Consider the following 20,726-nt stretch of genomic DNA (forward strand, 5'->3'; position numbering starts at 1 on the left):
CAACAGGAGGGTTTTATGATGAAACGCGCGTGGATGGTTTTAATGGGTTGCTTGCTGGCGGGCTGGGCCGGCGCCGAGGTGTTGATCAGGCAAGTTGATCTGACGGGAAGTATTTCGACGGAGGAGCTGGCGCTCACGATGGAGTTTGAAGCGGATGTGCAGGAGGTTCCTGCGCGACTGAAGGTGCTGGAGGGCGCGGCGGTCCCGACGGGAATGAAGCTGCCTCGCGGTGCGGAAATGATCAAGGAAGACGGCGTCTACTACATCGATTTCACCAAGAAGGGGGAACAGGACGTCGCGATTGAATTTGAAGCCAAGGTGGTGGTGAAGGGACAGCAGCGCGGCGCGGCGTTCGGTATTCCGTCGGCCACGATCCGGCAGATCACGTTGCAGACTGAACAGGAGGGCTACAAGGTTGAGGTGGTGGATGCGCCTCGCACGCAGAAACTCGATGCAACGCGGATTCAAGCATTCCTCCCCGGCTCGGGCGTAGTGCGGATTCTCTGGAGCCCGGAGCTGGAAAAGCTTTCCGGCGAACTGGTGGCTTCGTGCGACAGCATCTTGGTTGGATCGGCCAAGGTGGGTGCGCTGCAGCTGCAGGGGCAATTCCTTTATACCATCCCGCAGGGCCGCATGAAGGACATCTCGATGAAGCTGCCGGCCGGGTTGAACATTATTCAGGTAACGGGTGCCGATCTGCTTTCGTGGAATGTGCGGGAGCAGGACGGGGCGCGGCAGTTGTTCGTTGAACTGAGCCGGCCGCATGAAAAGAGCTACGTACTGACGGTCCAGGCGGAACAGTCGCTGCCGGAGTTTCCTTGTTCGTTTGTTTTTCCGGTGGTTGAGCCGCAGGGCGTCATCCGCGCCAACGGCGTGGTGCTGGTGGGGACGGACAGCACCATCAAGCTGCTCGTCGACGAGCTTGGCGGCGTGACGCAGGTTGAGCCGGATGCGGTCAATTGGGGAGCGCTGACCCGCCCGAAGCGCGGGCTCTATGCCTATATGTTCGCCAACATGCCGTTCAGCATGAAGCTTTCGGCCGACAATATCGTGACATCGCTCCATGCTCAGGATCAGCTGGTGCTGGCGCTGAGCGAAAACGACGCGTCGCTGGAAGCCAAGGTCGATCTTGAAGTCCGCGATGCGCCGACCCGCGAGGTGGAGCTGGAGGTTTCCTCGGATTGGACCGTGACCGGGGTGACCGGCCAGAACGTGGCGGACTATGATGTGCGCGACCGCGATGGCTCCCGCTGGATCAAGGTCTATTTCAGGCAGGCGGTGGACAGCCGCGCGCTGCTGCAGGTGCGGTTGGAAAAAACCTTGCCGGAAGATTCCTCCGGCTTCCCGATGCCGTTGTTCAAGGTGGCCGACGCCAAGTCGGAACGGGGGTTCATCGTGCTGCGGGGTGAAACGGGAACGCGGCTGGAGGGTTCAAAGCTTGAGGGCCTGCGAGAGGTGAACACGGGATCGCTGCCGGTCAAGATTTCCGACGCGCGGCAGGCCTTCCGTTTCAAGCGTCCGGATTGGAGCGGGCGGGTGGATGTGCGCCAGGAGCTCGCTTCGATTCATGCCGAATCGTTCCAGCTGGTTTCGCTGGGCGAAAGCGGCGTATTCGGCAGCAGCCTGATCACCTACAATGTGGCCAATGCACCGACGCGCAGTTTCGAAATCAAGATCCCGGCTTTCTACCGCAACGTCGAGGTTCATGGCCGCGATATCCGCAACTGGACCCAGGACGGCGAGCGCTGGACGGTCCATTTGCAGCAAAAGGTGATTGGCGACTATACGTTGCTGATCACGTACGACCATCCTGCCAAGTATCAGGGCGAAGAACAGCTTTCGGTCGGCGGTGTCCAGGCCTTGGATGTCGAAAACGAAACCGGCTATATCGCTTTGGCGGGAGCGGCCAATTTGTCGCTGGCCGAAGAGCTTGGATTTTCTCCGACGATCCTGCCGATTGATGTGGACGAGATTCCGGAGGAGTATGCGCTTCTGGTGAACGACACGATCATGCACGCCTACAAATACGTGGCCGCGCCGCACGAGGCGCAGGTGCGCATCAAGCGCTTTGCCACCCAGCAGCTGCTGACCCAGGTGGCGGACCACATCACGCTTAACACCACCATCAGCAAGGATGGCGAGGCCGTGACGGTTGCCGTGTACCACGTGAAGAACACGGATCAGCAATACCTGCCGATCCGGTTGCCTGAACAGGCGGCGCTGTGGACGGTGAAGGTGAATGGAAGCAAGATCCAGGTGCTCGACCAGGGCGACGGACAGGTGCTGGTTCCGGTCGAACGCCGTCGCGATCCCAACGTGCCGCTGAAGATCGAGGTCACCTACGCCGAGCAGCTTAAGGAACCGGGCATGGTTGCCCGGATGAAGTTCCATTCGCCCGAGGTGGATACGCAGTCCGTGTTTGCCCATTGGACGTTCACGCTGCCCGACGGAAAGCGCCTGATCGCCGCCAAGGGGAACATGGAGGTTCCGGTCGAACTTTCAAGACGCCGGGCGGGATGGGGAAATCTGATGGCGGGTCTGGATCCGTCCACGCTGCTGTTCTGGCTGGCCATGGGTGTCGCCCTTGGGCTTAGCCTGTTTTTGCTGGGCCGGAGCAGAGGGGGCGGCCACTCCTTTTCTTTAGGGATCAGCATGCTGGTGCTTTGTTCGCTTGGCGCGGCGCTGGTGGTGGGGGCGATGCTGGCGGGCGCCTCCTTTACGCTGGCGAGCCCCGCGGGATATGTTCCAACGGAATGGGCGTTCAGCAAGGCCGTATCGGGTTCCGATGGCGGACTGCTGGTTCGGCTGACGCTCGTGAACGCCTATTTCGAACCGGCCAGAAATCTGGTCTACCTGCTGGTGGGGCTGGCGCCCTTGGCCTGGATGCTGCTGTCCGGCAACCGCCGGTTCATGCTCGTTGCCCTGGCCGTGCTGGCCGGGTTCTATTCCTTCAATCCCTATCTGGCCTGGGTGACCCTGTCGCTGCCTCTCCTGCTCGTTTTTTACGCATGCTTCATGGCGGGACATCGCAAGGGGACGGATCAGCGCATGCTCCGGGATGCCCGTAAAAAAATAATATTCCAGCACCAGCCCACCGCTCCGGCCAACGGCAAGGAGGGCGCCGCGAAGGTCCAGCTTTTGGGATTTATGCTGACGATGCTGGCGGTGGCGGCCGGATGCGCATCGGTGCTCCCGGCCACGGACAATCCCGTCCAGGCGGAGGGGATTAATCTTCAGATCACCGTGCCTGAATTCGAGACGGAAACCCGGGTGAATGTCGGCGTGCACATGGAGATGAAGCTCAAGGCGAAAAAGGGCGATGAGCTGCGGCTCATGGCGCCCGAGTTTATCCTGAAGGACTACGATTTGTCGTCGCGACACCTGAGCGTGGTTGCGACCGAGGATGGAAGCTTGCTTCGCATCGACCGGGACGGGGACTACGAGGTGTCGATCGATTACCTGGCAACGGCCGGGTATGCCGAGGGCGAATGGGCGGCGCAGCTGTGGATTCCGGATGCGCTTCAAAATTCGGCGACGGTACAGCTGCCCGTGGAGGGATGGAACCTGGATTCGGCTCAAGCCATCCGCATCCGGCAGGACGGCACGACGGCGGACGTATTGTTCAGCAACAGCAAACGCTATTGCACGTTGCGGTGGAAGCCTGAAGAACGAAAGACCGACCTCGAACTGGCGCGCTTCTTCTGCGATGTCAACACGCTGGCCGATTTCCGGCCGGGGATGGTCGGCCTGCGGCACGATGTGCGGTTCAACATTGCCCAGGGCGAAATCCAAAATCTCCAGTTCGATGTCCCGGCCGGCATGAGCATTACCGAAGTCCACGGCAAGGGGATCAATACGTGGCGGTACGACCCGGAATCCGGTTTGCTGGAAGTGGTGCTTTCGGCCCCGGCGACGGAAGCCTATGCCATGCGCATCGGCGCCCAGATCGCCCGCGAAAAACTGCCGTACCAAACCACCGTGAAAGGCATCGCGGTCAGGAACGCGGTGATGCAGCGCGGGGTGGTCGCCTTGGCCGCGTCCGATTCCGTGCAGATCGATATCGCCTCGGTCGAGGCGTTGAGCGGCATCAATATCGGGGATGCCGCCCGTCTGATGGAAGGGTCCAGCGAGGCATCCATCAAGCGGGCCTTCCGCTACAACCAGATGCCGTTCGCCGCCGAGGTTGCCGCCGAGCAGGTTTTGCCGGAACTGCGGCTCTTGGAAGAAACCGCGATGGATATTGCGACTGAACAGATCCGGCTCTCCACCCGGCTGAACGTGACCGTCAGCAAGTCGGGCATCTTTTCGCTGCGGATTAAAATTCCGGAAGGGTTCGATGTCGATTCGCTCAGCGGCGACGCGGTCAGCCATTGGGACGAGGTGAACACCGGAACGCGCGAGGTGGTGGTCAACTTTGCGCGGCAGATCACCGGTACGATTCCGCTGAATCTGGTGCTCAGCCGGTCCGGCCGCGATCTCGAACCCGACTTCACGATGCCGCGCATTCAGGTTGACGGGGTGTTGAAGCACACCGGAACGGTCGTGGTTACGGTCGAGCGCGGCATACGCGTTACGCCGTCGGCTCGGGACGGGGTCAGCGAGATCAGTCCGCGCGAACTCGGCATCCGGCAGGAAGGCAGCTTGGCCTATCGCCTGCTCCGCCCCGATTGGAAGATCGGTCTCCACTCCGAAGTGATGGAACCGACGGTTAAGGCCGAGATTCTGCAGCGCGTGGCGCTTTCGGAGGGCATGCTGAAGTACCGCTGCTACCTTCAGTACGACATCGAGCACGCCGGCGTGAAAGCATTCCGGCTGCAGCCGCCCCGGCCGGAGATTGCCCTGGTTGTTTCCGGACGCAATATTTCGCGGGTGCGGAAGATCGACGACGAAAACGGAATATGGGAAGTCGAGCTGCACGGCAAGGTGGAAGACCGCTACGGAATGGAAGTGGCCTACCAGATTCCGTTTGCGCACGATAATTCCGAACTGGTCATCCGTCCGCTGAAAACCATCGGCACGGAGAGCCAGAAGGGGTATGCCGCTGTGTTTTCGGGCGGCCGCCTCCAGATTACTCCATCGGCCGTTCCCGAGTTTCTCCGAACGGAAGATGCCCGCAGTATTCCGCGCCGCTTCGGTGCCGGCGACCTTTCCGATGCCGTGTTGTGCTACCGTGTCACCGAAAGCGATTTTGTGCTGAAACTGAACGTTGTGCGCCACAATGCCGCCGATGTGCTGCCGGCCCAGGTGCGGTCCGTGCAAATCGACTCGGTCATTACCGAGGACGACCAATCGCTGAACAACATGACCATGGTTCTTGAGCCCGGGTCGCTTCGGTTCCTGGAAATGCGGCTGCCGGAAGGATCGGAAATCTGGTCGGTCTTCGTCAATGAAACCGCGGTTCGCCCCCTGGTGGAAGACGGGCTGTACCTCATCCCGATCGAACCCGGAGCGGACTTGTCGGCAACGGTCGAAGCCATGTATGCCCAAACTAGCCGGAAGGATGTATTCGGTAAAAAGCACTCCTTCTCCGGACCACAATTCAAACTTCCGCTGTCCGATGTGCGCTGGACGTTCTACGCGCCCGATGGATACCGCTATTCCCGCTTCGACGGGACGATGCAGCACCTGCGCTTGTCCCGCAGCGGATCGTATTCCGGCGAGTTCGATGAAGTCCAGTACGGCAGCTACAACTCCGAAAACTCCCTGCGGTTTGGCGAAAGCGCCAAGGAGAATATCGAGACGGGCAATGCGTTGATGCAGAGTGGCGATCAGCGCAATGCACGCAAGGCCTTCCAAAAGGCCATCTCCTTCTCTCAGGGCCAGCAGGCCTTGAACGAGGATGCCCGTGTGCAGTACCGGAATCTGGTCCGGCAGCAGGGCGTGGTCGGGCTGGTCAACCGGCGCAACCAGCTGAAGCAAACGCTGAACCAGGTCGATGGGGATGCCGCAGGAGCGTTCGCCAACGAGCAGTGGTCCGGTGCCGACGTGGATAAGATCGAAGCGCAACTAGGCGAAAAGGAAAGCAGCGCGCTCAGCGGGCTGGCGGAAAAAATGCTCGACCAGCAGCAAGCCGCGTCCACCGAAGTGCATCCGATCCGCGTCGTGATGGCGCGTCAGGGCACGGAGATCGGATTCGAGCGCACGCTCCAGTTGCAGCCCGACACCGAAATGCAGGTCGAGTTTCATTCGGCCCGGGCGGCCGGCAGCCGTTCCGTCCAAGTTGTCGCGGTGCTGCTCTCCGCAGGAATCATCCTTCTCGCCGGCCACTTCATCGGGAAATTGAGGAAGGCGGCCTAGCCGAGGCCGCCCTCGACACCGCCGGGCTTTTATGTACACTCCGTGGCAATCATTGGGAGAGAGTCAGCATGAAAGTTTTGTTAGTTGGAGACATTGTCGGGAAGCCGGGGCGCAACGCTTTTGTGCAGGTGGTGCGTCAGTTGAAGGAGGACGGGCGGGTCGACTTTGTCATCGCCAACGGTGAAAACGCGGCCGCGGGGCGCGGCCCTGCACCGGATATTGCCAATGCGCTGCTCAGCGGCGGAGCGGATGTCGTCACGCTCGGCGATCATGCTTGGGACAGCAAAGAGATGGTGGCGGGCATCGATATGGAAGACCGCATCATCCGTCCGGCGAACTTTTCGAAAGGCGCGCCCGGAAGAGGCTGGGTGCGGGTCGATACGCCGGAAGGCCCGTTGGTCGTGATGCAGTTGATCTGCCGCGTTTTCATGCAACCGAATTATGACTGCCCGTTTCAGATGGCCGACCGCATGCTCAAGGGCGAGCTCGGCGGCGACAAGGTGATCTTTGTTGATTTCCACGGCGAAGCCTCCTCCGAACGCATGGCCATGGGACGCTTCCTCGACGGGCGCGTCTCTGCCGTCTTCGGCACGCACACCCACTGCCAGACCTCCGACGAAACCGTGTTTCCCAAGGGCACCGCCTACATCACCGACCTCGGCATGACCGGCCCCAAGGATTCCATCCTCGGTCGCGAAGTCGAACCCGTTCTTGCTAAATTCCTCACCGGCGTCCCGCACAAGTTCGACGTCGCCAAAGGCGACCCCACCCTCGAAGGCGCGATTGTTGACGTGGATATGAAGACGGGGAAAGCAAGCTCGATTGAGCGGATCCGGATTTCGGTTTAGGAGCGTGAGCACAGAGCGTAAAATCTATTCAGTGGCCGAGGTCAACCGCAAGGCGCGGATGGTGCTGGAGGGGGCGTTGGGCGAGCTGTGGGTGGAGGGCGAGCTTTCGCGCGTAGTCGTTCATGGGAGCGGGCACTGGTATTTCACGATCAAGGATGAGCAAGCCTCGGTTTCGTGCGCCATGTTTTCGCGCGACAACGCCTCCGTGACTTTTAAGCCGAAGGACGGGCTGAAGGTGCAGATGCTGGCCCGGCCCAGCCTGTACGAGGCGAATGGGCGCTACCAGCTGATTGCCTCCGAGATGGAGGAGGCCGGCAAAGGGAACCTGCAGGAACAGTTTGAAAAGCTGAAGGCCAAGCTGGCCGAAGAGGGCTTGTTCGACGAAGCGCGCAAAAAGCCGCTGCCGGTGCTGCCGCGCAAGATCGGCGTGGTGACTTCCCCGACGGGCGCGGCCATCCGCGACATTATCAACGTGCTGACGCGTCGCTTTCCAAATATTGGAATTTTGCTGATTCCCGCCAAGGTGCAGGGTGCCGGCGCGGAGCAGGGGATTGCCAAAGCGATCGACTATCTCAACACGCGCGGCGACATTGACGTAATGATTGTTGGCCGGGGAGGCGGCAGCATCGAGGATCTATGGAACTTTAACGAAGAGGTGGTGGCCCGCGCGATTGCCCGTTCGGAAATTCCGGTCATCTCGGCGGTGGGGCACGAGATTGATTTTACGATTGCGGATTTCGCGGCGGATGTACGCGCGCCGACGCCGTCGGCGGCCGCCGAGCTGGCGGTTCGCGAAATGGGCAGTTTCGTCGCCGAAATTTCGCTGTACGAGCGCCGGCTGAACCAGAGCTTGAAAACGTTGGCGCAGGATTTCCGGCTGCGGCTTAACCGCGCGGCGCACAGCTATGTGTTTAGGGAACCTTCGGTTCTGGTTAATCGTTATCGGGTAATGGTTAATTCGCTGGGCGCTAGGTTGCCGCAACTTCTCGAAATGAGCGCAACGGATCGGCGTCAGCGGTTGGAGCGGTCGGAAACGAAGATGGCGCACCTGCTGCAGTCGGGCGTGCAGCAGGCGCACCAGCACGTTGACGAGCTGGGCATGGCGATGCGCCACCAAATGGAGCGCAAGACCGAGAGCGACCGGCAAACCCTCCAGCGGTTGAAAAGCCAGTTGCGCATGCTTAACCCGCTCGCCGTCCTCGGGCGCGGCTACAGCCTGACGCGCCGTCCCGACGGCACCGTTGTCCGCAGTGTGGCTGGTCTTGAGAAGGGGGAACCCATCATCACCCAGCTCGCGGATGGGAAAGTGGTTTCAAATATTTCAGAAATAGAGTAAGGATTTTTTACGGGAGACGAACCATGGCTGAGAAGAAAAACGCAGATTTTGAGCAATCGTTGGAGCGGTTGGAAGAACTGGTCGATCAGATGGAAAGCGGCGAGCTGAGCTTGGAGGCGATGATCAAGCATTTTGAAGAGGGCTCTAAGCTGGTTGAGGTATGCACGAAGAAGCTGAACGAGGTTGAACAGAAGATCGAGAAACTCGTGAAGAAGGACGGTGAGCTGAAGGAAGTGCCGTTTGAGGTGGAAGACTGATGAAGCACAAGTGGGTTCTGATTGGGTTTTGCGGGTTGATGGTGCTGAGCGCCTTGTTTTCGGCGTTGCGCCGGCAGCGGGCCTATCCCGTTGTTCCTCGCATGGGCAGCGCGCCCGAGACGCGCTTTGCGCCGCGACAGCTTCCGATTGTTGGAAGCAATCCGGCGCGGCAGTTCAGCAACGCCATTGCCGATGCGGTTGAAAAGGTGATGCCTTCGGTGGTCGTGATCCGCACCGAGAAGATCGAGTACCAGACTAAACGCAATTTTTACGGCTTCACCTATCGTGTGCCGGCGCAACTGGCCGGCGAAGGCTCCGGGGTCATCATTGACGAACGCGGCTATGTGATCACCAGCCGGCACGTAATTGCTGGCGCCCAGTATGTCGAGGTGGTCCTGAATGACGGCACCAAGATGCCGGCAAAGCTCATCGGCGATGACAAGTCCACCGATTTGGCGATCCTGAAAATCAAGGGGGAAGGAACCGGCTGTCCGGCGGTTGAGTTTGGTGATTCGGATGCGCTGCGGGTCGGCGAAGTGGTCATTGCCATCGGCTCTCCATTCAGTTTGCAAAGCTCGGTGACGGTGGGGCATGTCAGCCAGAAGGGGCGGCGCTTTCAGATTTTGCCGTACGAGGATTTTATCCAGACCGATGCGGCCATTAACGAGGGCAACAGCGGCGGACCGCTGATTGATGTCGATGGGCGGCTGATCGGCATTAACGCGGCCATCCGGACGGATGCGGCGGAGAAGGGCGTTGGCATTGCCTTTGCCGTTCCTTCGAACCTAGCCATGGTCATTACCAAATCGCTGATCAACAAAGGGGTTCACGAGTGGCCGTGGGTAGGCGCGGCGTTTGGGGTTGTGCGGCTTGACGACGTTCCTGAACTTCAGGTGCGCCAGGTTTGGCGGGACACTCCGGCGGCCATGGCAGGTATGCTGCCCGGCGACGTCATCCTTGCGGTGAACGATATCGAGGTGGCCAACGAATATGATGTCTACCGCATCATTTTCAACCACGCGGTGGGGGAAACACTGCGCTTTCGCGTATGGCGGGAAAAAGAAAAGCAGCTCGAATTCGAGCTGCTTCTGCAGGAGTTTCCCGGCCTAACGTCTTAAGCGTCTTCGCGCAGGCCGCGCACGACCGCCTGGTTGAAGCCGAGCGGTTCAAGGAATTCGCTCATCAGCCAGTCCGGCGGGTTGGTTCCGACCTCCGCCTTGGTGCTGTTTTCGATGTAGGCGTTCCACGCTTCGCGGTGAACCAGCAGGGGCGGCAGAAAGGCGCGGGCGTTTCCGTTCTCGACGATGGCTTTCGAAATCGCCTGCTGTGCTTCGGCGGAGCGGACGTGCAGCTTCAGCTGCTCCTCAGGAACATCCGGACGGGCTGCCATTGCCTGTTTCAGCAGCTTCTCCTGCCCGGTTGTGATTCCTGTGGGAAAACTGAATGCACGGTAGTCGTCGGCCGCATGGTCAAATCCGTTCTCTTCAAAAAACGCGATGCGTTTGTTGGTTTTTTCGGCGGCGTTGTTCCATGCCGTGCCAAGATAGACCACCTCGGTCAAGCCGGAGGAAAAACCGGCGAGCCATCCGAGGCGTCCGTTCTCAACATCCTGCGGGAGGGTGAAGACGCTGTGGCCGATCATAATGCGGTGGGCCTCGTCTTCGGTGTCGAGCACCTCGATGTAAATCTTGGTGCGGGCGTTCATGTAGTCGCCAGCGGCGCGTCGCGGAAAGAGCTCGCTGCCATAGACCGGCCAGGCCAGCGCCATGGTTTTGAGCGCCAGCTCGTTGTCGGGGCTGGCGGTGTATCCGCCCGTCGCGTTTGATTCGAGCTGGATGCTTTTGTGCGAAAACTTCGGCAGCATGAGGGCCGTCGGGTTGCCTGCCACAGGAAAGGCTCCCGGCTCGATGCCGGAGGCCAGCTGCAGAAAGTTGTATGCGGTCAAGTCGCACTGTCCCAGAAAGGACTGGCCCGCTTTCGACGAAACCGTCTGGCCGTCCTTTACGGTTGTGGTCGAGTGGGCAGAAGAGGGGCTGAACAAGTTGACCATGACAAACGGAGCGTCTCCATAGACCGCGCGCTCAAGGGCGAGCCGGTCGGACGTCGTTTTTGAATAGTCGGCGTTCTCGGCCTGGACATAGAGCCAGGGGCGGGTGGCGCCTCCGGTGAAGTGGTTCGGCTCAAGATAGACGTTGAGCTGTTCCACCACGTTGAGCGCGAGCACCACCACCAAGGTGATGAGCACGATCAGCGTGCAGAGCACCATGTCGGAGAAGGATTCGTAGATGCCCTCGTTTCCCGAGGGTGTTTCATGACGGGTTGCCGCACGCATTACGCCACCTTCTGGTTTACATCGTTTTTGGATTTCTGCTGGAGGAACTGCTGGATCGAATCGGCCGCCAGCGAGAGGTGGCCGGCAATTTCCGTGGCTTCGGTATCGAGCTTGGCTTTGGCCATTGTGGTCATTTCGCCGGTGGCCAGGCTGATGGCCCCATGGAGTTCGTCCACGGCGTCCTTGAGTACGAGGCTGGTGCCGTTGACCGCCAGTTTAAAGTCTGCGAGCGAACCGGCCACCGTGCCGCTGGCCTGCTGGACGGAGGTGTTGAGGCCGTCGAACGATTCGTTCACGCCTTTGCCGGATTTGACGATGGTTTCGTTCAGGCCGCCGAAGGCGGTCTGCAGTTCTTCACCGGACTGTCCGATGGTTTCATTGACGGAGCCGATGGCGCCGCGCACTTCTTCGCCGGCTTTTTCGATCGAGTCATTGAATACGCCAAAGGAGGAGCCGATTTCGTTGCCGAAGACATTCATCTGGTCGGTCATGCCTCCGATGCACTCCTTGGTGGCGACCATTGCGTGGGAGCCGGCCTCGGCCAAAGAATCGCCAAAGCTTTGCATGGTGGTTTCGAAGGATGCGGAGAGCTGGGTGGTGATCGATTCGATCTCCTTCTGCATCTGTGAAAAACTCGCGACAACCTTGGAGACTTGTTTGTTGAGTTCCTCTTCTTTGCTTTCGAGTTTCGCAGTTAAGTGGGCGTCGGCATATTCCGCCGCCTCGGCGCAGAGTTCGGACAGCGAGTTGAGCTGCGAAACGGCCACGGCGCGCAGGATCAATCCGCCGAGGGCGCCGAAGAAGGTGGTGTAGAAGGCGGTGCCCATGCCGGAAACCGTTGTTTTAAGTGCTTCCATCATTGTGAGGCGCGAGAGGCCGATGTTTTCCACCATGCCGCCCAAGCCGGAGATGGACATGATCAAGCCCACTACTGTGCCGAGCAGCCCCATGGAGATGACGAGCGCCGCCATGATCGATACGGAGCGCACCTGCGAGTTGTGCTTGGCGTGGTAGGTTTCGATCGCCGTATGGATGTCGACCTTTTCGCCCTTGGTTTTGTAGCCATTGAGTTTGTTGAAGACGCCCGCGATGTCATCGCCGCTGCCCTTCGGCAGTGCATTGGTTTCGGTGATCCGTTTGAGCACGCCCCATTCGGAGTGCAGCTTCCGGGCGGCCAGAAACGAAATAACGAGCCCTGCGCCAAATACAGCGGCAATTACGATGCTCATTCCTGTTTCATCTGCGCGGAAGCCCGACAACAGATGATTGCGGGTCACAATGCCCATCACCAGCGAAAGACCGCCGGCCCAGATGCCCCATGATACCATTGGCTTGATTCTGTTTTTCATTACGAAGTACTCCCTTTTCAGGTTTAGTTTCATTTAAATGCAATGTCGGGATTAAAGCAGTTTATGTGCCAGAGATGGTTTTGAGAGCGGCTTCTCTTGATTCTTCCCAAAAAAGGCGGAAACTTTTCACAACTGAGGCTGAAGGCGCTTTCCAATGATTGGAAAAAAGGTAGAGTGCATCGGCATTTATTAAGGACAGGACCTATGGCAAAAAAAAGAAACAGCCGGCTCGTTGCGGCCGAAATCATCGCTCTGTGGATGGAAAATCAAAGCTTTCCAGACCGGCAGCTGGCTAAAGTGCAAAACGATCACGCTTTCATTCTCGAGGTCGTTAACGGCGTCGTGCGCAATCAGAACATTTTCCAGTGGCTGGAGCGCCAGTGGCTGAAGAAGTCGCCGCAACCGTTTTTCAGAGCCGTCCTTGAAGTGGGGCTCTATCAGCTGCTCTTCATGGAAAACGTCGAGCAATATGCCGCCATCAGCGAAACGGTGGATGCGGCCAAAGGGCGCCCCGGCGGGCCGGGGAATGCCAAGATGATCAATGCCGTTTTGCGCCGTGCACAGCGCGAGGGCGAGAAGGTTTTCCAGCTGCTCGAAAAACAGCCGGCCCATATCCGTTTGTCGCATCCGAAATACTTGATGGACCGCTGGACCCGCCAGTATGGCGAGGCGGCCGCCATCCGTCTGGCTGAATGGGACAACCACCCGCCGGCCACGGTGTTGCGCATCGAGCAGTCGGCGATCGATGCGGATGAGTTCAAGGAAAAGCTGAGGGAAGGCGGCATCGAGGCAGAGGTGCATCCATTCAGCAGCTACGAAATTTTTCTGCAGCTGCCGCGCGGGATTGCCGTGAAGAAAGTGCCCGGCTACAGCGAGGGCTGGTTTACGATTCAGGATCCGGCCACCTCCGTGGCGGTGGATCTGCTTGCGCCGCGTCCGGGCGAGGCGGTGCTCGATGCCTGCGCCGCCCCGGGCGGCAAAGCGGCCATGATGGCTGGTCGGATGAAGGGGCAGGGCGAGCTGGTTGCTATGGATCTGCACGACGACCGCATTGCCGTGCTGCAGGAAAACCAAAAGCGGCTCGGCCTCGACTGGATGGAAATTGTGCGGGGCGACGCGCGGAAGCCGCAGGCGCTGGACGGCCGCACATTTGACGCCATCCTGTTGGACGTGCCCTGCCTGAACACCGGCGTGCTGCGCCGGCGCGCCGACGCCCGTTGGCGCGTAGATGAAGAACGCATCGGAAAGATTGCCAGGCTGCAACGCGAAATTCTTGATGCTGGCGCAGGGCTTCTGAAAGAGGGCGGGCGGTTGGTCTACAGCACCTGCAGCTTAGAAGCCGAGGAAAACGAAGACCTCGTGGCGGAATGGGTGCAAGAGCACCCGGAGTTTGTGCTGGAAAAAACTGAGAAGAGCTTTCCGCCTGAATCGGGAGTCGACGGCGCTTTCGCCGCGCTTATCCGCCGGAAGTAGGCTAAGTTAAACAAAAGGTCGCTAAGAGCGCAAAGTATGGTGCGGAATGCCTTTTTAAAGAATTCTTCGCGTCCTTTGCGCTCTTCTATTGAAAACTCGCGGGACAGGGGCGAGGTTTTTTAGCCGGCCGAAATGACTTCGATGACTGTGCCTTCGAATTCGACGGTTTGGCCGGGGCGGATCTTGCAACGCTTGCGGGTTTCAAGCTGTCCGTCCACGGAAACCATTTTTTCGGCGACGACTTCTTTGCCTTCACCACCGGACATGACGACGTTGGCGGCCTTCAGTAGTTTGCAGAGCTCGATGTATTCACCTGTAATCGGGAATTCCATCGGCTACAGCCCAGCTTCTTTCTTTTGCTTCCGGACCAGCTCAAGGTGTTTGTAGGGCTGGCGCCGGCGATGGTAGAGCGTATCGATCTTTTCTTCGAGGGCGTTCCAGTCTTCGGCTGTGGGTGGCGTGTCGTAGTCCCAGAACTCTTCATCGGAGCGCTTGAACTGCCACTTAATGTTGTTGGGGCCGTGGAAGGTGATGCGCACTTTGCGCTTTATGCGGTCTTCGAGTTTTTCAACCCATTCAATATCGTGTTTCACGTGGATGCTCCGTTTCCAGTGGTTGGAAAAGCTTGGCTATTTCGGGTAGAACCAGCGCCCTGCGGTACCGGCAATAATACAGACGCCGGCGATAATAATCCCGATCAGCGGGAACAGAAGACGGCGTTGATCCAGTGCGACATCATACTGTGCCTGCTCCTTCAAAAAGAAGTAGAGGGCTGCAGATATGGCCAATGCAATGATCGCTACCCACCAGAGTAGGGCTTTGGGTTGAAACGGGCTTTTAGTAGGCTTCATAGAAGATCAATTAATGTACTAACCCCTCGTGTTTATCAAGGAGAAACCCTTTTAATGTATTTGCGTTCGAGCCATCCTCTGGTGCCGTCGTATTCAATTTCAATCCACCCTTTGGGGTCGACGCTTTTTTGCCGCACCAGCGCGCCGAGCGGAACCTTGAAATGGGCGGTGCTTCCCGTAACCGGTCCGTAGAGCGTGGTGGCGCCGCTGTTCACCACGACCCACTCCGGATGGATCTCGAGCTGTTTCCATTGCCACCACCCGGCGGCTGAAAGAAGAATGAGCGCCACGGGGAGCAGGCTTAGTTTGCTTAGGTTCCGTTTTGCCGCAGGAATCAGCAATGCCAGAATGAGCAGCAACGCCATGGCCGCATACGCGCCAACGGCGACAACGATCCACTCGTTTTGCGACAACGTTGCGAGGCTTCGCTGGATCAGGCTGGGCGCCGGTTCAATGGCGCCGGCGGCATTGAGGGCAAAGTGCATGTTGGCGCCGATGTCGGGATCGCGCGGCGCCGCATAGTAGGCTTTGCGGTAGTGCCAGATCGCTTCTGGCAGGTCGCCTCCCTTGAACAAGGCATTGGCCAGGTTGTACTGCAGTGCGACGTTGTCGACCCCGTTGCTCACCATGTCCGCATACAGCATGGAGGCGTCGGAATAGCGCCCCTCGTCGTAGGCGGTCTGCGCCTCGATAAAATCTTTCTCGAACGCAGCGGCCGGCAGGCTGGCCAGAAAGAGCGCGGCTATGACGGCGAAAATAGTTTTCATAGCTTCATCCTTTCGCATTTGTGCAACGTTGAATTGAACTGCTTAAGCAATGCTTTCATTTCGTGCTTGGAACCGTCGCCCGCCTCAATGCCATAGCGTCGCTGCTCGATGGTGGTGAAGAGTTTTTCGATCGCTTCGGCTTCCTTGGGCACCCGCTTCAGCACGGTCTGCAGGTTAACGTCGCCGGGCGGAAGGTTGAGGCGATTTCCGAAATAGTCCGCCAAGGCGTTCCAAAGCGCTTCGTAGAACGCCTCGTCGTTTTTTTTGTGCATCGCTTTTTCTGCCTGCTGCACGCTGCGTCTCGCCGCTTTGGGCGCCTGCTGCCGACGGGCAAGGGCCACGTTGTTGGCCAGCCGGTTCTTCCGCCCCGTTGCGAAGGCCACGATGATGAGCAGCAGTGCGGGGATCGGCAGGAGCATGAAGAAGAGGCGTGAACGGTGCCACGGGGTGGCGTCTGCGAGCGTCCACTTCTTGGGAAGCGGCTTGAGGTAGACAATATCGCGTCCGAGAATCTCGGTCTCCTGCATGACGGCGCTTGGAATGGTGGCGATCACTTGCGCGACTTGCTCGGGAATCGCTTCAACGCTGATGGGGAAGGGGCCTTTGGTGATCGTGCGGAAGTCCGAGGTCTTTGTGTTGAAATAGGAAAAGGAGATGGCGGGGATTTCCTTTACGGTGTCCGACGTAGGGATGACGACTTGCTCGAAGCGGACTTCCCCCGGGTTTTTAGACGGGGCCGACCGGGCATCATAGAGCTTGAGGTCGTGGTTGGTTTCTAGATCGGGCGGGATGATTTGCGTAATGTTTCCTTGGCCGGCAATGCGCATCTTGACCGTGACAGGCTCGCCGGCCTTGACGGCCGTCGGGCCGACCTCGACCTGAAAATTAAACTCGCCAACGCCTCCCGTAAAGCTGTCCGGCCTTCCCTCCATTGGAACTCCCAGCACCTCCATCTCTAGTGTGTTGCACTCGAGCACGTAGGGACGGGATTCCTGCCGCCCGAAAAAATCGCCGAAGAACGGGTCATCGAAGCCGTAAGACCGCCGTTTCTGCCGCGGGACGATCACGTTGACCTGCACTTCCGGCTGAAACTCAAAGGTTCCCGCGGTCAGGGTTTTTACGGTGGTGCTGAGGCGGAAGACGTTGAAGATGGTTCCTTCGCGTTCTTCGCGGCGGCCTCGTGAAACATTCCAGTCCAGCTCGCCTTCGAGGCCGCTTTCCGGCATGCCGCCTCGCAGGCTGAAGTTGCCGTCGATCTGAATGCCGTCGCGGACGTAGACGTCGACCATTAGTTGAAACGGTTCGTGGACATACGGCGCCGTCCGTTCGGACGAAATACGCGAAAACATCATTTCCGAGATTTGCTGCGCCTCAGGATCGTCGGCTTTTTTGATGACGCGGAGCTTGGCGGTCAGCACTTTTTCGCCGCCGTTGTATTGGCAGCGAACGGGGCCGATCGTGAAGTCGCCCACCTTGGCCGGCGTGACGAGATAGGTATGAACGACTTTGGAGGAGGTCTTGAAATTGACGATCTGGGTTTGCGAACTTTGCCCTTGGTATTGGATTTTCAGGCCCTCGATTTCCGGGATGTCGGCGGCCTTGCCCTTGGTGTCGAGGAATTCGATTTTCAGCACGGCGCGGTCGAGCAGGCTGATGAGCTGCGGCTCGATGCTCATTTTTACATCGGCGGCCAAGGATGCAAGCGCGCTTGCGAATATCGAACAAAGAACAAGGAATATCGAATTACGAAGTGTCCGCGCCGTGCTCTTCGATTTTATTCCTGCGAGATTCATAATTCCATGTGTTGCAATCGGCATTCTCTTTTACCAGTCTTTGTCCACTTTGACGGGCGCGCCCATTACTGGGTGTAGTTGCAGGCGTTTGTTTTCCTCTTCCTGCCGCATGGCATCAAGCAGGCGCTGGGCTTCGTCTGGAGTCATCTGTTCTGCGCTCTGTGGCTCCGGTTCCGGTTCGGGATTTTGTTGGTCTTGTTCCGGGTTCTGTTCCTGCTCTTGCTGCTGCTCGTCGTTCTTCTGCTGGTCTTGGTTTTGCTTCTGTTGTTCGTCGTTCTTCTGCTGTTGTTGATCGTCGTTCTTCTGCTGCTGGTCGTTCTGGTTTTCTTGATCTTGCTGTTCTTGCTGTTTTTTGAGCAACTCTTCCAGAGCCCGCAGTTTTCCGTCCTCCGGATAAATGGAGAGGCCCGTGGCGACGAGGTTGCTCGCGCCGGCGGCGTCGCCATGGATATACAGGCTTGCCGCCGGATGGAAATAGACGGCATCGGCTTCGGCTTCGGCTTGGGCTTCGTCCGCGAAGGCCGCCGAGGCGAGCGCACAACAAATTAGGATGGATGCAACAATTTTCATTCTACGATATTAAGATTGGTGAGTTCTTGGATGATTTTGAGCACGTCCTGATTTTTTTGGATGGTCTCTTCATATTGTTTCTTCAAGTCCGGTTTCAAATCGAACGCGTATTTTCGCTCATCGGTCTCGGTTGTCAACCGTTGGGCGGCCAGCATGTACTGGTAGTCGTCGATCTGCTTGAGCGCCAGCTCCAAATCATGTTCGGCCGCTTCGAGCGCCAGCTGCAGCATTTCGAGGCGTTCGGCAATCTTGGGGAGGTATTGCTTCGACTCTCCATGGTTTGGATCAACGTTGGCGAGGATATGTTCAAACTGCTTTTTGGCGGAGTGGTAGTTGGTTCGCGCATCCTTGGCCTTGTATTCCTGCAGCAACGCCTCGGCCTGGTCGAAGTGCCACAGGCCAAGGTTGTATTCCAGTTGAAGCCGCAGCTGTCCGGCGCGCTCAAAGTTTTGTTTGGCCGCGAGGTCTTCGGGATTGAGCAGCAATGCTTTTTCGAACATGTCTGCGGCCTGAAAGGCCAGCTCGATGGCCATTCCGATCTGCTCCTGTCCCGTTAGCGCCGTGGTGCGGGCGAGCAGGGCGTTGCCCCGGTTGAAGTAGGCCTTGGCCTGCAGCTTCACGTCGGGGCTGCGCAGGGCTTCTTCGTATGCGGCGGCCGCCTCCTCGAAATTGCCCAGCCGGTAGTGTGCGTTGCCGAGGTCGTAGTTGCCGAGGTCGGGAAACTCCAGCGCGGTTTTTTCCAGGGCTTCAACGGCGTTGGTGTAGTCGCCCGCCTTGTACGCCTTCAGTCCCTTGCGCATTGACGACCGCGGGGTGTCCTCCGCCATGGCCTGTGCTCCGGTCAGAAGAACAGCCAAAACGAACCATCTGAATTTGTTCGCGATCATCTGTGGCTCCTCCCTTTGATGGGCAGGATCAGCGCTTCGATGAGAAGCAGAAGCAACGCGGCGGCGATGAACCATTGGAAGCGCTCAACCCAGCTTTTCGACATGCGCGCCTCGCGTTCCTCGCGCTGCAGCTCGGCGATGCCCTGCTGGTAGACCCGCTCCAGTCCAAAGTCGCCCGGAGCGGAGCGGACGTAAAAGCCGCCGGTCTCAAAGGCGAGGCGCTCGAGCATGCCTTCGTTGAGCGAACTCTTCACGACGTTGCCGGCTTTGTCTTTCACAAAGCCGTCCGAGGTTTGGATCAGCTCGCCTTTCTTGGTGCCGACGCCGATGGCAAAAATACGGATGCCTTCCTTCTTCAGTTTCGGAAGCAGCGCGAGCGGATCGCCGGTGTGGCCTTCGCCGTCGGAAATCAAAATAATGACCTTGTCGGCTTGGCTCTCTTCCGCTTTCTCGAAGCTTTCAATCGAGGTTTCGAGAGCTTGGAAAATGTCGGTGCCTCCAACAGGAACGATGCCGGCGTAGATGTCGTCGAGCATCATTACAAAAGCGGCATAGTCGATGGTGGCCGGGCATTGCAGGAAGGCATCGCCGGCAAATGCTACGAGACCGATGCGGTCGCCGCGCAGTTCGTTGAGCAGGTCGCGCACGCCCCATTTGGCTTGTTGCAGGCGGTTCGGCTTGATGTCCTGCGCCAGCATGCTTTTGGAGGTGTCGAGCGCCACAATGATGCTCAGTCCGCGCTGTTTCACCTCTTCCCACTTGAAGCCCCATTGGGGGCGCGAGAGCGCGACGATGGCCAGGCCCAGCGCCAGCACGCGAACAACGTTTTTTAAGCGTTGCCGTTTGGCCGAATGCCGCGGCAGCAGGGTGGACCACAGGCCTTGTTCCGCCATGCGGGAGAGCAGCTTGGTTCGGCGGCGGATCATTAGCCCCGTCAGCAGCAGCAAGGGGAGCAGCGCCGTAAGCCAGAGCAGCATATCCTGATTGCCCCATTTAATCATGGCAACCTCCCAATCCGTGACAGCGAGAGCAGCTGCTCCAAAGCCAGCAGCGCAATGCCCGCAATAATCCAATCTTTGGATCGTTCCTCGAAACGCGTGAAGCGCTCCACTTCAATTTCGGTTTTTTCAAGCTGGTCGATCTCTTCATAAACCGCTTCGAGGGTTTCGAGGTCGCGTGCCCGGTAAAATTTTGCGCCCGTCGTATCGGCAATCTTTTTCAGTGTGGCTTCATCCACTTCCTGGCCTTGCCTGAAAAATCCGGTGCGGGCCCCTCCGGCGCCGATGGTGTAGATCTTGATGCCCAGCGCCGCGGCGGCCTGCGCCGCGTTTTCGGGCGAGAGCGTGCCGGAGTTGCTGGCGCCATCGGTCAGCAGAATGATCACCTTGCTTTTGGCCTCGCTGTCGAGCAGGCGGTTGCTGGCCGAGGCAATGCCGTCGCCAATCGCCGTGCGCCGTCCGTCGAGCATGCCGGTGTGCAGGCCTTCCATGCGCTGGATTAGCCAGCCGTGGTCGAGCGTGAGCGGCGCCACGGCATACGGCAGGGTGGCGAAGCCGACCATGCCGATGCGGTCGTTTGGGCGTTTTCCCAGAAAGCGTTCGATAACGTTTTTGGAGGCTTCGAGCCGGCTCAGCCGCCGGTTGGTTTTCTGGAAGTCCTGAGTCTCCATCGATTCCGACAGGTCGAGCAGCAGAATGATGTCGACGGCTTCGGTACGCACGCGGCTGTTGTCGAGGCCGCGTTGCGGACGGGCAAGAGCCACCACTAGGCAGGCCCAGCCGAGGATGTAGAGCGCCGGCAGGATGGGCCGGATGCGGATGCGCCAGCTCTTGGGCAGATTCTTCAGCACCTGTGTGTTGCTGAACTGCATCGACTGCTTGCGCATCAGGAAGCTCCGCAGCCAAACCAGCAGCGGGATCAGCAGGAGCAAAAGCAATAAAATGGGGTGGGCGAGTCTCATGTGGTT

Annotated in this window: 17 protein-coding genes; 6 read left to right on the forward strand and 11 right to left on the reverse strand. The window is 58.8% G+C overall.

From position 1 onward, the window contains the following. Nucleotides 1-15 precede the first annotated feature (15 nt). The 5 genes from SCARR_RS23935 to SCARR_RS23955 all read left to right on the forward strand — a co-directional run bounded on the left by SCARR_RS23935 (nt 16) and on the right by SCARR_RS23955 (nt 9,856). Nucleotides 16-6,297: a hypothetical protein gene (locus SCARR_RS23935; RefSeq protein ID WP_136064410.1), complete on the forward strand. Its 6,282-nt coding sequence runs from the start codon at nt 16-18 to the stop codon at nt 6,295-6,297. Between the two features lie 68 nt (nt 6,298-6,365). Further along, on the forward strand, nt 6,366-7,145 hold the full coding sequence (locus SCARR_RS23940) for a TIGR00282 family metallophosphoesterase (protein ID WP_136064412.1): 780 nt from the start codon (nt 6,366-6,368) through the stop codon (nt 7,143-7,145). A 4-nt stretch (nt 7,146-7,149) separates the two neighbouring features. Continuing rightward, nucleotides 7,150-8,481, forward strand: coding sequence for an exodeoxyribonuclease VII large subunit (gene xseA / locus SCARR_RS23945; protein WP_168433566.1), 1,332 nt, complete (start codon nt 7,150-7,152; stop codon nt 8,479-8,481). Nucleotides 8,482-8,504: 23 nt separating this feature from the next. Further along, entirely contained in the window at nt 8,505-8,738 is a 234-nt protein-coding gene (locus tag SCARR_RS23950) for an exodeoxyribonuclease VII small subunit (protein ID WP_136064417.1), read from the forward strand. Next, nucleotides 8,738-9,856, forward strand: a complete 1,119-nt coding sequence (locus tag SCARR_RS23955; protein WP_136064419.1) for a S1C family serine protease — start codon at nt 8,738-8,740, stop codon at nt 9,854-9,856. Before SCARR_RS23950 ends, SCARR_RS23955 begins: the two co-directional genes overlap by 1 nt. On the opposite strand, the gene SCARR_RS23960 is transcribed toward SCARR_RS23955, so the two are convergent. Together SCARR_RS23960 and SCARR_RS23965 are read right to left on the reverse strand one after the other, a co-directional pair. Beyond that, the gene (locus tag SCARR_RS23960; protein WP_136064421.1) at nt 9,853-11,070 is read right to left on the reverse strand and encodes a hypothetical protein; all 1,218 of its coding nucleotides are present in this window, start codon (nt 11,068-11,070) and stop codon (nt 9,853-9,855) included. The genes SCARR_RS23955 and SCARR_RS23960 overlap by 4 nt on opposite strands. Beyond that, nucleotides 11,070-12,419 (reverse strand): MotA/TolQ/ExbB proton channel family protein, encoded by a 1,350-nt coding sequence (locus tag SCARR_RS23965; protein ID WP_168433567.1) that lies wholly within the window; start codon nt 12,417-12,419, stop codon nt 11,070-11,072. Before SCARR_RS23965 ends, SCARR_RS23960 begins: the two co-directional genes overlap by 1 nt. A gap of 204 nt (nt 12,420-12,623) precedes the next feature. Between SCARR_RS23965 and rsmB the strand changes: the two genes are divergently transcribed. After that, nucleotides 12,624-13,892, forward strand: coding sequence for a 16S rRNA (cytosine(967)-C(5))-methyltransferase RsmB (rsmB, locus tag SCARR_RS23970; RefSeq protein ID WP_136064425.1), 1,269 nt, complete (start codon nt 12,624-12,626; stop codon nt 13,890-13,892). Nucleotides 13,893-14,011: 119 nt separating this feature from the next. Here rsmB and SCARR_RS23975 read toward each other — a convergent pair whose 3' ends face one another. The 9 genes from SCARR_RS23975 to SCARR_RS24015 all read right to left on the reverse strand — a co-directional run bounded on the left by SCARR_RS23975 (nt 14,012) and on the right by SCARR_RS24015 (nt 20,720). Next, nucleotides 14,012-14,224: an RNA-binding S4 domain-containing protein gene (locus SCARR_RS23975; protein WP_136064427.1), complete on the reverse strand. Its 213-nt coding sequence runs from the start codon at nt 14,222-14,224 to the stop codon at nt 14,012-14,014. A gap of 3 nt (nt 14,225-14,227) precedes the next feature. Next, nucleotides 14,228-14,485: a hypothetical protein gene (locus SCARR_RS23980; protein ID WP_136064429.1), complete on the reverse strand. Its 258-nt coding sequence runs from the start codon at nt 14,483-14,485 to the stop codon at nt 14,228-14,230. Nucleotides 14,486-14,521: 36 nt separating this feature from the next. Then, nucleotides 14,522-14,743, reverse strand: coding sequence for a hypothetical protein (locus SCARR_RS23985; protein WP_136064431.1), 222 nt, complete (start codon nt 14,741-14,743; stop codon nt 14,522-14,524). A 35-nt stretch (nt 14,744-14,778) separates the two neighbouring features. Next, a complete protein-coding gene (locus SCARR_RS23990; protein WP_136064433.1) occupies nt 14,779-15,510 on the reverse strand; it encodes a tetratricopeptide repeat protein in 732 nt (243 codons plus the stop codon). Continuing rightward, nucleotides 15,507-17,186: a BatD family protein gene (locus tag SCARR_RS23995; RefSeq protein WP_168433568.1), complete on the reverse strand. Its 1,680-nt coding sequence runs from the start codon at nt 17,184-17,186 to the stop codon at nt 15,507-15,509. Before SCARR_RS23995 ends, SCARR_RS23990 begins: the two co-directional genes overlap by 4 nt. 147 nt (nt 17,187-17,333) lie before the next feature. After that, nucleotides 17,334-17,873, reverse strand: a complete 540-nt coding sequence (locus tag SCARR_RS28420; RefSeq protein WP_168433569.1) for a hypothetical protein — start codon at nt 17,871-17,873, stop codon at nt 17,334-17,336. Continuing rightward, entirely contained in the window at nt 17,870-18,760 is an 891-nt protein-coding gene (locus SCARR_RS24005) for a tetratricopeptide repeat protein (protein ID WP_168433570.1), read from the reverse strand. The genes SCARR_RS28420 and SCARR_RS24005 overlap by 4 nt, the downstream gene beginning before the upstream one ends. Next, entirely contained in the window at nt 18,757-19,761 is a 1,005-nt protein-coding gene (locus tag SCARR_RS24010; protein WP_136064440.1) for a vWA domain-containing protein, read from the reverse strand. The genes SCARR_RS24005 and SCARR_RS24010 overlap by 4 nt, the downstream gene beginning before the upstream one ends. Then, the gene (locus SCARR_RS24015) at nt 19,758-20,720 is read right to left on the reverse strand and encodes a VWA domain-containing protein (protein WP_136064442.1); all 963 of its coding nucleotides are present in this window, start codon (nt 20,718-20,720) and stop codon (nt 19,758-19,760) included. The genes SCARR_RS24010 and SCARR_RS24015 overlap by 4 nt, the downstream gene beginning before the upstream one ends. Nucleotides 20,721-20,726: the final 6 nt, after the last annotated feature.

This window comes from Pontiella sulfatireligans (assembly GCF_900890705.1).
GTDB lineage: Bacteria > Verrucomicrobiota > Kiritimatiellia > Kiritimatiellales > Pontiellaceae > Pontiella > Pontiella sulfatireligans.

Bases quoted from the DNA above. Each gene is read 5' to 3' on its own strand.
- SCARR_RS23935 (WP_136064410.1), top strand. From the start codon at position 16: ATGATGAAACGCGCGTGGATGGTTTTAATGGGTTGCTTGCTGGCGGGC.
- SCARR_RS23940 (WP_136064412.1), top strand. From the start codon at position 6,366: ATGAAAGTTTTGTTAGTTGGAGACATTGTCGGGAAGCCGGGGCGCAAC.
- SCARR_RS23950 (WP_136064417.1), top strand. From the start codon at position 8,505: ATGGCTGAGAAGAAAAACGCAGATTTTGAGCAATCGTTGGAGCGGTTG.
- SCARR_RS23955 (WP_136064419.1), top strand. From the start codon at position 8,738: ATGAAGCACAAGTGGGTTCTGATTGGGTTTTGCGGGTTGATGGTGCTG.
- SCARR_RS23960 (WP_136064421.1), bottom strand. From the start codon at position 11,070: ATGCGTGCGGCAACCCGTCATGAAACACCCTCGGGAAACGAGGGCATC.
- SCARR_RS23965 (WP_168433567.1), bottom strand. From the start codon at position 12,419: ATGAAAAACAGAATCAAGCCAATGGTATCATGGGGCATCTGGGCCGGC.
- rsmB (WP_136064425.1), top strand. From the start codon at position 12,624: ATGGCAAAAAAAAGAAACAGCCGGCTCGTTGCGGCCGAAATCATCGCT.
- SCARR_RS23975 (WP_136064427.1), bottom strand. From the start codon at position 14,224: ATGGAATTCCCGATTACAGGTGAATACATCGAGCTCTGCAAACTACTG.
- SCARR_RS23985 (WP_136064431.1), bottom strand. From the start codon at position 14,743: ATGAAGCCTACTAAAAGCCCGTTTCAACCCAAAGCCCTACTCTGGTGG.
- SCARR_RS23990 (WP_136064433.1), bottom strand. From the start codon at position 15,510: ATGAAAACTATTTTCGCCGTCATAGCCGCGCTCTTTCTGGCCAGCCTG.
- SCARR_RS23995 (WP_168433568.1), bottom strand. From the start codon at position 17,186: ATGAGCATCGAGCCGCAGCTCATCAGCCTGCTCGACCGCGCCGTGCTG.
- SCARR_RS28420 (WP_168433569.1), bottom strand. From the start codon at position 17,873: ATGAAAATTGTTGCATCCATCCTAATTTGTTGTGCGCTCGCCTCGGCG.
- SCARR_RS24005 (WP_168433570.1), bottom strand. From the start codon at position 18,760: ATGATCGCGAACAAATTCAGATGGTTCGTTTTGGCTGTTCTTCTGACC.
- SCARR_RS24010 (WP_136064440.1), bottom strand. From the start codon at position 19,761: ATGATTAAATGGGGCAATCAGGATATGCTGCTCTGGCTTACGGCGCTG.
- SCARR_RS24015 (WP_136064442.1), bottom strand. From the start codon at position 20,720: ATGAGACTCGCCCACCCCATTTTATTGCTTTTGCTCCTGCTGATCCCG.